Origin of the sequence: Lachnoclostridium sp. An196 (genome assembly GCF_002160135.1) — a bacterium.
Lineage (GTDB): Bacteria > Bacillota > Clostridia > Lachnospirales > Lachnospiraceae > Hominiventricola > Hominiventricola avistercoris.
Genome location: NZ_NFJZ01000018.1, coordinates 26,779 through 37,300, shown reverse-complemented (window position 1 = coordinate 37,300; position 10,522 = coordinate 26,779). Strand labels below are relative to the sequence as shown.

Genomic DNA, 10,522 nt, shown 5'->3' with positions numbered 1-10,522 from the left:
ACGATGTTATGCAAAGTTAATAGTTATGCAAAGTTACTGCCGAATCCATTGGTTTTATGGGAAATCCGGCAGTTTTTACTTTGCATAAATTTTAGCATCTCACAGGTTGTTTTTCAACCAGTCAATCAAATCCTCCTTTTGTTTTTGGCTGTATTTATGCGCTGTTTTCACAGAGGCGCTATGCTTTTTCAACTGTTCTTCCTTAATCTTTGGATTTGTTTTCGCATAAATCTCCGTTGTGACTACAGATGTATGTCCCAGCAGATCACGAATGTATATCAGGTTCACACCAGCCTCTAACAAATGCATTGCCTTGCTGTGGCGAAAACAGTGGTTGGTTACTCTGTTTCTGAACATATCCGGTCTTAACCTTCGGGCAGTTGACACATACTTATCTATGATGTACTGTATTCCTGCACGGGTGAGTTTCTCGCCTTTGCGGTTTACGAACAATGGCTCGTCTGCATTTATCCGGTTACACCGGCGGATGTAATTCCTGACAATCGCGGCGGCATCCGCATTGACAGGCACGAACCTTGTTTTGTTTCCCTTTCCATGAAGTTCCGCTGTAACCGTTGATGAAAAGCGGATGCTTGGAGGAATAAGGTCGATCAGTTCCTGCACCCTGGCCCCTGTTTCATAAAGTAATACCAGGATCGCCAGATCCCGCAGCTGGTCATCTTTCTTCTGGTCGGGAATCGAAAAAAGCAGCCGCACTTCTTCGGCGCTCATGTAATTCATCGGTTTGACAGGGGCTCTCTTAAACGGAACAGTAAGTATCTGCGCACACTGTTCAAACCCGGCAGGGTCGCGGTACTGGAGATATCGGAAGAAGGCATGGATTGCGGCCAGACGCTGGTTTCTCGTGCTGACACTGACTTTGCGTACTTCCTCCAGATAGACAAGAAAGCTTTCGATCCGTTCGGCATTGAATTCTTTGTATTCCAGCTTTTCGGGAGGCAGCCGGTATTCTGTCTTATAGAATTCCATGAGCTGTACAAACGTATCACGGTAAGAGCGGATTGTATTAGGAGATGCCGCAGTCTGTTTTGGAAGGTATTCAGCGAAATATTTCGTCAGATGGTAAGAGAAGCGGTTCTTATCCATCTATATCACCGCCTTCCTCTTTCGGAAATATCCCCGGATGGCAGGAATCCGACTGTTCCAGTATCCCGCCAAAGTGTTCTTCCAGCAGCCGCAGGTAATACTCCGTTTCTGTGATGTGTTTATGTCCAAGATAACGCGACAGAAGCGGAAGGGACGTGTACAGGTCAAAGCTTTTTTCCTGCATCTGTTCCAATGCCCTGACGCAGAACGTATGGCGTATGTCATGCAGACGCTGCCGTCCTCCGTCTTTTCGCGGTGGGATTTTTGCATCTGACAAAAGCTGATGGAAGCGGTTGTAAAGGGTGGATTCGCCATAACGTTTTCCCTTCATCCCCTGCAGGAGGTAGTCCTCCTGTTTTTCAAATGACAGATATTTATCTCTGTAACCTTTCAGTTCCAACAGGAGCGTATCGGATGCAACAACGATACGGCTCACGTCATTTTTTCCATTCAGGATACAAATTTTACCTGTCTGGAAATCGACATCCTGCATCAGGAGATCAAGTACCTCAGATTTTCTGAAACCACAGCAATAATACAGCAGCATTGCCATACGGAATGCATCATTCTCATACCCAGGCGATTTTTCACAGTACCCTTGCAGCACACGGAACATCCGGCAGATTTCCTCATCTGTAAAAACATATGGGATAAAATCCCTTTTAAAAATGCGGGTATCATCCTGTCCGGTGTAAATGTCAGGATAACCACAGGATACAAGGTACTTTGCAAAACCACATATGGCAGACCGCCGTTTCTGAATGTTCTGCTCTTTTTCAGGTGGTTTATGGGAAGTCCATTCCTCGTACATTTCACGGGTGATCCGTATGTCCATAATACCTCTGTCTTTAAAGAACAAATCCATCTCCCTCAGCCGGTAAACAATCGGATCACCAATCTTATAACCCTGTGCTCTTTTGTAAGAGATATATGCCGGGATCAGCTCCCGGAATGGCCCTGTAAACTGCGGCAGCTCATTTCCTTTTTTCATTGTTTTAGACACAGGGCACCTCCAGTGAAAGTTCTTTCAGGTGGGTCTCATCCACCGTAAGATAGATTTCGGTTGTTCTTGTACTGGAATGTCCCAGTATGTTCGCGATTGCACTGATCGGCACATTTTCCGACATCATGTTTGTTGCCAGGCTGTGTCGGAGGGCATGGGGGCCATGATGCCTTCCTTCATAGTTAATGCCTGCGGTTTTCATGCATTTTTCAACCAGATGGTAAAGGGAGGAGGTGCTGTTAAATTTTGTGTATGGCGCATACATGGTAACAAAAATGTATTCCGGATCGGTGCTCTCATGGCGTCCGTTTTTGATATAATCAAGCAGCGGATACTTCACTTCGTCGGTCAGGGGGAGGGACAGAGGATTCCCTGTTTTCTGCTGTTGATAATGGATTGTTCCCGTTTCCCAGTTAATATCAGAAAATTTCAGCCTGATCACGTCTCCGGCCCTCATACCCAGGTAAGCCAGGAGACAGATCATGCTGTAGGCACATTTGCCGGAAGGTGTTTCCGTGTCAATGCAGGAAAGCATCTGCCCGATTTCTTCTTTTGAATAATAGGATAAAAGTTTATTCCGGGGATCTTTCCGGATCATCGGAAAGATCTGCCTGCCGGAGTAAGGCGTATAGCTGCGCGAAAACATCCAGTCATAGATTTCACGGAGCACTGTTTTGATACACCGGATCGTTGCAGGCGCAAAAGAGGTAAGGCTGTTGATATATTCATGGGCGGCCTGAAAAGGGATATCCGTTGTTTTCAGGATTCCCTTTTGTTCCAGATATCCGAAATACTTCACAAATATCCACAGCTTTCGTTCCTTAGAGTTCTGGCTTAAAGAAGTAGCATTAATCACGTCACGGTATTCCAGAAAAAGCTCTCTGTAAATGAGAGGGATCTCCGTTGTAGAACCTTTCTGATGTGTTTTGAGATAGTTCCCGGATTCCTCGAATTCGATCAGGATCATAAGGGGACGGCGCAGTACCGACTGCATCCGTGCCGTAAGATTGTAATAGTCAAAGCCAAAACAATCCTGTACAAAAACAGCGGCCACTGGGACTGTGATTTCAGGGATCCCATTCCTGCGGCAGTAATTCTCGAAATGCCCCAGTATCCAACGGGTGTTGTCGAGAACTGTGGCGCTGTAACCATCTGCTTTTAACTTTTCGTATAAAGCCGAGGTTATCTCTGGTAAATCTTTTGTTTTCATCACGAAAACCTCCTTGAGTTTATTACAACCACTCATACCATAAGTGGTTGTCTCTTGAAGGTATCATGATTTTATGCTAAGTTAAAGAAAGAAAAAAGCCCTTGTTTCCGATAAAACAAGAACTTCCTTTGCATAACTATTAACTTCACATAACACCGGTTATGGAAAGCTTTCCATAAACGATGGATCAGGGCATTGACTAAACTTTCAAAAAAACTGCGCTCACAATAATCCGGCATTTCGATTCTGGATGTCGCCGTTTTCTTCCACATAGTTTTCATGTTCCGCTTAATGAAACTCACCCCCTCATTGAGCAAAATGATCAGGCTACCCGCATACTCGGCACTGTCCAGTGCGTCTACCAAACCGCCGCTTTTATCCAGGCCACCCCACCGCGTGCAAAATAGTCTGGAATTTCGAATTGGTGAATCATCCGCCAACAGAGCACCTGCATTTGTCAACTTTCCTGTTTCATCTCTGATTTCAAAAGAATCAAACAGCTTTTCATCCATGCTATTTCCCGTCCACACTTTGTATCTCTCGCGGAGTTTGGAAAAGGAGTAGTCCTGGAAATCATAGGATGAGAGTAACGAGTCATAACTCAAATTCATACCCTTCAACAGCAACCGGTTTAATACATGGTCGGGAGCAACAACACTTTCATTGCCCAGACGGATATACGCCTCCCGAACACCATCCGCCTTATAATAGTAGGGAGTGGTCCGTCCCGGAAATACTGTCAACACTAGAATATCTTTTTCGTTTTCATGTTCTGGCTTCAGAATGAAGTTCGGATACGGTGTAATACGCTCTTTAATCAAACGACTGATAGCTTCGGCCTCTACTTGTGGGTCGGCAAGTCCGACAACATTCTTGCTGTCATCAATTCCAAAGATCAAGGAACCGCCTACTCCATTTGCAAAGGCGCTGACACTTTTCAGCCAACTTTTTGGCTTTTTTGTTTCTACAGCAACTTTGAAATCACATTCTGTTGCTTCTGCAATCAATCGATCAATCATTCAATATGGCCCCCCTCACTCTTGTGTCTCCCCGGCTCTCATAAACAATATTACGCGCCATCATTGCTATCGTCAAGGGTGGCTCTTTTTTGATATTCTGCCTAATCCATTTTCCCCGGTATCCCCGGCTCTGTCATCGCATAAGGATCCAGAACTCTATCAAGTTCTTCCTCATCCATCAATCTCTCCTCTAAAACAAGTTCCCGGAGATTCCTGTTTTCTCTCACCGCTTTCTTGGCAATCTCAGCAGCCTTCGTATATCCCAGATACGGGCACAGAGCAGTCGCTGTCCCCACACTGTTTTCTACCATAGCCTTGCACCGGGCGGCATCTGCCTGTATTCCGCAGATACAGTTGTCTGTAAATGTCGCGGCGGCATGTCCCAGCAGGTCAACAGCCTGGAACAGGTTATAGAATATTACCGGTTCAAAAGCGTTCAACTCCAGCTGCCCCGATTCCGCCGCCAGCGTAATCGTCACATCATTGCCGAAGATCTGAAAGGCTGCCTGATTGACCACTTCCGAAATCACCGGGTTGACTTTTCCCGGCATGATCGAGGATCCATTTTGCTTACCGGGAAGCAGGATCTCTCCCAGGCCGGTCCTCGGGCCCGATGACATCAGGCGCAGGTCGCTGGCTATTTTGGACAATGTAACCGCACAGGCTTTTACGCTCCCGGATACCGCTGCGAAAGGATCCAGATTGGAAGTCCGCATTTCCCCCGCTGCCGTTTCCATGCGCCTTATATCTCTTCCCACAGCCGCCGCATAGGATGCAAATTCCTGACCCAGACGGATGGGTACCGCGTCCTGAAGCTGTGTCCTTCCCATCTTGATGACCGGATAGAATTCGACAGATTTTTCTTCCAGCGCTTTGTGAAGTCTCCTCAGTTCTTTTTCCGCCTTCTGCACAAGGCGGCAGGCGGCTATTTTGCCGGCTGTGGGAAATACATCGTTCGTGGACTGGGACATGTTGATATGATCATTGGGATGAACCCTTTTATAATCCCCCTTGATCCCTCCCAGCAATTCTATGGCACGGTTTGCCAGGACTTCATTCACGTTCATATTTAATGAAGTACCTGCGCCTCCCTGGATCGGATCCACAATAATCTCACTGTCAAACCTGCCCTCCTTCATCTCTGCACATGCGCGGAGAATCACTTTTTCTCTTTCCTCATCCAGGGCTCCCGTCTCATAGTTGGTAACCGCTACAGCCGCTTTCTCATCCGCCATGCTGCGGATCATTTCCGGATGAATATGCAGCCCTGTCATGCGGAAATTTTCTGCCGCGCGCATGGATTGTATGCCATAATACGCGTTCTCCGGCACTTCTCTGCTCCCTATGGAATCTGTTTCTGTCCGATATCTCATCTGTATATCCTCCTGTCCTTTTGCTTCTATCATTGGATGCGCAGGCAGGATTATATTCAAATACCAATTAGTTTATAAATTATATAGATATTTATCTATATGACGATTGACTTGAACCTTCTGTTCCCATATACTGATCTTGGAATTACCCGCACTATATACTGGCGGAATTCACACAAAAAGGAGAGCGCGTATGTTCCAGGGAATGCATTATATTTATGAAGTGTACAAAGAGAGAAGTTTTTCCAAAGCCGCGCAGAATCTGTATATATCGCAGCCCTCGCTGAGCGCCGCCGTCAAGAAGATTGAGAACCGCATCGGCGCGCCGCTCTTCGACCGCAGTACTGCCCCGGTCCGGCTGACGGACTGCGGCCGTGAATATATCCGCTGCGCGGAAAAAATCATGGATATCCAAAATGAGTTTGAAAATTTTATAAATGGTCAAAATGAGCTCCAGACCGGGCAGCTGTCCATCGGCGCCAGCAATCTTTTCGCGTCCTACGTCCTGCCTTCCTGCATCAGCCGTTTTATCCGCAGATATCCTGGAAAACCGCCACAAAAATCCTGATGATCCTCAGATATGCCTGCAGACGTTTGAGCATGCTCCGTTCCTGCTCCTCCGGCGCGGAAATGACACCCGCCGATGCGCAGATATGCTGTGCAGGCAGCAGGGATTTTCACCGGATATCATCCTGGAGCTGGATCAGCAGGCTACCGCCTATCATCTGGCCTGCTACGGAATGGGAATCACGTTTGTCAGCGATACCCTGATCCGAAAAGCGCCTGCCGGCCCAGACACCTTTTTCTTCCGGATGGATCCCGTTCTGTCTGTGCGCACGATCTATTTCTATCATAAAAAGGGGAAGTACGTGACACGCGCCATGGAAGAATTTCTGAAAATGGCCAAAGAGGATTTATCGTGACGGCAAATGGGAGAGCCCTTTCGGGCTCTCCCATATTTTTACGCTTCTTCCGCGGCGTATGCCGCCTGCTTTTCTTTGTAATGATGCGCCTCTTCCAGCATCATATCCTTTACTTTCATCAGCCGGATCTGGGTGGAACGTTCATTCTCATCCAGTTTCATGGTAATGTATTTGATATTCGCCTGTGCCTCGGGAATGATCACATGCTCCAGCGCGTTCACGCGCCGGCGGGTTTTCTCGATCTCCGACGCCATAAGCTGGCACGCTTTCTCGGTCTCCGCAAGCCGCAGCATATCCGGCAGGATATCTGCCAGGGATTTTACCGCGTCGTCCAGATCACTGGACGTAAAGGCAAATCCGTAAGAATAGATGTCGTTCTCATCCGCGGTCCTGGTCTTATAGTCAAATACCGGAATATCCACGCTCATGACATTTTTATTATCCACATCCAGGTAGACTTCCTGCTTGGGCGCCATCAGCGCTGTATGCAACGTTTCTTCCGACATGGCTGCCTTCGCCACGACAAAATTGATATTCGCGCTGCGGATCCCCGCTTCCACCCGCTGCCGGAGCGCCATATTTTCACGGACCAGTTCCAGGAACTGGCGCATCAGTTCATCCCGCTTATCCTTCAGAAGCTTATGGCCTTTGGTTGCCGTCGCCAGTTTTTTCTTCTGGCGCCCCAACTCCATCCGGGTAGGGTTCACCTGTTTAGATGCCAAGTCCAGTCACCTCTTTTCCTTACACTTTGCCGTAGTACTGATCCAGGAACTTGTCGTCGATTCTCTTCAGCTCGCTTCTGGGCAGAATCGAAAGAAGTTTCCATCCGATATCCAGCGTCTCCTCAATACTGCGGTCTGACTGGAAGCCCTGGGATATATATTCCTTCTCAAATTCATCCGCAAATTTTGCGTAAATCAAATCTATATCGGACAGCGCCGCTTCTCCCAGGATCGTCATCAGCTCTTTGGCGTCTTTACCGCGGGCATACGCCGCGAAAAGCTGGTTCATGGTATTGGAATGATCCGCTCTGGTCTTCCCTTCTCCGATACCCTTGTCCTTCAGACGGGACAGAGACGGAAGCACATCAATAGGCGGATTCACACCCTTGCGGTAAAGCTCACGGCTCAGGATGATCTGGCCTTCCGTGATGTATCCGGTCAGGTCCGGGATCGGATGGGTCTTGTCATCCTCCGGCATGGTCAGGATCGGAATCATGGTGATGGAACCTTCCTTGCCTCTCTGACGTCCGGCGCGTTCGTAGATTCCCGCCAGACTGGTGTACATATAACCGGGATATCCGCGGCGTCCCGGCACTTCCTTGCGGGCAGCGGATACCTCACGGAGCGCGTCCGCATAATTGGTAATGTCTGTCAGAATAACCAGCACATGCATATCTTTGTCAAATGCCAGATACTCCGCCGCTGTCAGGGCCATCTGCGGTGTGGCGATACGCTCCACCGCCGGATCATTCGCCAGGTTCATGAATAACACGGTACGGTCAATGGCGCCGGTCTCTCGGAAGCTCTCCACAAAATAATTGGATTCCTCAAAAGTGATACCCATGGCAGCAAATACCACGGCAAATTTTTCGTCTTTGCCGCGCACTTTCGCCTGTCTGGCGATCTGAGCGGCCAGCTGCGCATGGGGCAGACCGGATGCGGAAAAGATCGGCAGCTTCTGTCCGCGCACCAGCGTATTCAGCCCGTCGATGGCGGAGATACCGGTCTGTATAAACTCATTGGGGTAGCTTCTGGCTGCCGGATTCATGGGCAGACCGTTGACATCCATCCGTTTTTCCGGCAGGATCTCCGGGCCGTCATCGGCCGGACGTCCCATACCGTCAAAAACGCGTCCCAGCATATCTTCCGATACGCCCAACTCCATGCCTCTTCCCAGGAAACGTACTTTACTGTTGGACAAGTTAATACCTGTAGAGTTCTCAAAAAGCTGTACCAGCGCATTGGTGCCGTCCACCTCCAACACTTTGCACCGCCGGGTTTCCCCGTTCACCAGCTCGATCTCTCCCAGTTCATCATAAGTAACGCCTTCTACTCCCTGTACCAGCATCAGAGGACCGGCCACTTCCTGTATGGTTCTGTACTCTTTCGGCATTTACAAGTCCTCCTTTCCGCATGCGTCTTTTGTCTGGATTTCCAGCGTACTCATCACATTTGCATACTCTTTTTCCGCGTTTTCTTCCAGTGTGTATTTAAAACGCCCGATCTGCTCGCGCACGGGCAGATTGATCAAATCATGAACTTTCGCCCCGTTCTGCAGCGCTTCTGCAGCCTTCTCATAATATGCCAGCACCAGTTTCATCATCAGAAGCTGTTTTCTCAGAGACGTATAAGTGTCTACTTCATGGAATGAATTCTGATGCAGAAAATCCTCTCTTATAGAGCGGGCAGCCTCCATCTTCAGCCTGTCAGGCGCGGACAGCGCGTCCATACCTACCATCTGCACGATCTCGTCCAGTTCCGCCTCTTCCTGAAGCAGCCGCATCATTTTCTGACGGTCCTCCATCCATTCTTCGGAGACATTCTGCCCGAACCATCCGGAGACATTGTCCAGATACTGAGAATAACTGGTCAGCCAGTTGATTGCCGGGAAATGGCGTTTGTACGCCAGATTGGAATCCAGTCCCCAGAACACTTTGACGATGCGCAGAGTCGCCTGGGACACCGGTTCTGAAATATCTCCTCCGGGCGGGGACACGGCGCCGATTACCGAAAGAGCGCCTTCTCTTCCATCTTTCCCCAGATTGATCACATGACCGGCGCGTTCATAAAACTGCGCCAGACGGGATCCCAGATACGCCGGATAGCCTTCTTCACCCGGCATCTCTTCCAGACGGCCAGACATCTCGCGCAGAGCCTCTGCCCAACGGGATGTGGAATCTGCCATCAGCGCCACCGAATATCCCATGTCACGGAAGTATTCGGCAATCGTAATTCCTGTATAAATGGACGCCTCACGGGCGGCCACCGGCATGTCGGAAGTATTGGCGATCAGCACCGTTCTCTCCATCAGGGATTTCCCGGTTTTCGGGTCCTTCAGTTCCGGGAACTCATTCAGCACGTCCGTCATCTCGTTGCCGCGCTCTCCGCAGCCGATGTATACCACAATGTCTGCTTCCGCCCATTTTGCCAACTGATGCTGAATCACCGTCTTGCCGCTTCCAAAAGGTCCCGGCACTGCTGCCACACCGCCTTTGGCGATGGGGAAGAACGCGTCGATTACTCTCTGCCCTGTGACCAGCGGCATGGCAGGCGGAAGCTTCTTCTTATAGGGACGTCCTTTACGGACCGGCCATTTCTGCATCAGGCTGATCTCCCGGATTCCCTCCGCAGTCTCCACAGACGCCACAGTCTCTTCCACCGTAAAATCTCCTGCCTTGATCTCCTTGATCTTTCCTTTGACTCCATAGGGGACCATAATACGCTGCTCCACCACCGATGTTTCCTGTACAGTACCGATGATGTCTCCTGCTTCTACCTCGTCCCCGACTTTTGCCGCAGGAACAAAATTCCACTTTTTCTGACGGTCCAGCGACGGCACCTCTACTCCCCGCTGCAGATTATTTCCACAGATTTTCATAATCTCGTCCAACGGACGCTGAATACCGTCATAGATGCTGGCGATCAGCCCCGGGCCAAGCTCCACAGACAAAGGCATCTCCGTAGACTCAACCGGTTCCCCCGGCCCGAGCCCCGCAGTTTCCTCATATACCTGAATGGAAGCCTGATCTCCATGCATCTCGATAATCTCACCGATCAGCCGCTGGCTGCTCACACGCACCACGTCATACATGTTGGCGTCTCGCATGCCTTCCGCGATCACCAGCGGGCCGGCCACTTTCTTTATCGTACCTTTACTCATGAAAT

10 protein-coding genes are annotated in these 10,522 nt (G+C 49.4%); 2 read left to right on the top strand and 8 right to left on the bottom strand.

Features of this window, described 5'->3' with window-relative positions; translation table 11 throughout:
* Positions 1-99 precede the first annotated feature (99 nt).
* The 5 genes from B5F29_RS15680 to B5F29_RS15660 all read right to left on the bottom strand — a co-directional run bounded on the left by B5F29_RS15680 (position 100) and on the right by B5F29_RS15660 (position 5,712).
* Positions 100-1,107, bottom strand: coding sequence for a tyrosine-type recombinase/integrase (locus tag B5F29_RS15680; RefSeq protein ID WP_087155538.1), 1,008 nt, complete (start codon positions 1,105-1,107; stop codon positions 100-102).
* Complete coding sequence (locus B5F29_RS15675) at positions 1,100-2,110, bottom strand: tyrosine-type recombinase/integrase (protein ID WP_242955700.1); 1,011 nt, start codon at positions 2,108-2,110, stop codon at positions 1,100-1,102. Before B5F29_RS15675 ends, B5F29_RS15680 begins: the two co-directional genes overlap by 8 nt.
* Entirely contained in the window at positions 2,103-3,320 is a 1,218-nt protein-coding gene (locus B5F29_RS15670) for a site-specific integrase (RefSeq protein ID WP_087155536.1), read from the bottom strand. The genes B5F29_RS15675 and B5F29_RS15670 overlap by 8 nt, the downstream gene beginning before the upstream one ends.
* A 71-nt stretch (positions 3,321-3,391) precedes the next feature.
* On the bottom strand, positions 3,392-4,339 hold the full coding sequence (locus B5F29_RS15665; RefSeq protein ID WP_206414226.1) for an AlbA family DNA-binding domain-containing protein: 948 nt from the start codon (positions 4,337-4,339) through the stop codon (positions 3,392-3,394).
* A gap of 101 nt (positions 4,340-4,440) precedes the next feature.
* The gene (locus tag B5F29_RS15660) at positions 4,441-5,712 is read right to left on the bottom strand and encodes an aspartate ammonia-lyase (RefSeq protein ID WP_087155535.1); all 1,272 of its coding nucleotides are present in this window, start codon (positions 5,710-5,712) and stop codon (positions 4,441-4,443) included.
* Positions 5,713-5,905: 193 nt separating this feature from the next.
* On the opposite strand from B5F29_RS15660, the gene B5F29_RS17340 reads away from it, so the two are divergent.
* Both B5F29_RS17340 and B5F29_RS17335 read left to right on the top strand, forming a co-directional pair.
* A complete protein-coding gene (locus tag B5F29_RS17340) occupies positions 5,906-6,280 on the top strand; it encodes a LysR family transcriptional regulator (RefSeq protein ID WP_330397642.1) in 375 nt (124 codons plus the stop codon).
* A complete protein-coding gene (locus B5F29_RS17335) occupies positions 6,198-6,635 on the top strand; it encodes a LysR family transcriptional regulator substrate-binding protein (protein WP_330397644.1) in 438 nt (145 codons plus the stop codon). The genes B5F29_RS17340 and B5F29_RS17335 overlap by 83 nt, the downstream gene beginning before the upstream one ends.
* 38 nt (positions 6,636-6,673) lie before the next feature.
* On the opposite strand, the gene B5F29_RS15650 is transcribed toward B5F29_RS17335, so the two are convergent.
* The 3 genes from B5F29_RS15650 to B5F29_RS15640 are packed head-to-tail and all read right to left on the bottom strand — an operon-like array spanning position 6,674 to position 10,517.
* Positions 6,674-7,357 carry a V-type ATP synthase subunit D gene (locus B5F29_RS15650; protein WP_087155534.1) on the bottom strand — a complete coding sequence of 228 codons (684 nt, stop codon included), beginning with the start codon at positions 7,355-7,357 and terminating at the stop codon, positions 6,674-6,676.
* 19 nt (positions 7,358-7,376) lie between these two features.
* On the bottom strand, positions 7,377-8,750 hold the full coding sequence (locus B5F29_RS15645) for a V-type ATP synthase subunit B (protein ID WP_087155533.1): 1,374 nt from the start codon (positions 8,748-8,750) through the stop codon (positions 7,377-7,379).
* Positions 8,751-10,517 carry a V-type ATP synthase subunit A gene (locus B5F29_RS15640; RefSeq protein ID WP_087155532.1) on the bottom strand — a complete coding sequence of 589 codons (1,767 nt, stop codon included), beginning with the start codon at positions 10,515-10,517 and terminating at the stop codon, positions 8,751-8,753. It abuts the gene before it with no gap.
* Between the last annotated feature and the right edge of the window lie 5 nt (positions 10,518-10,522).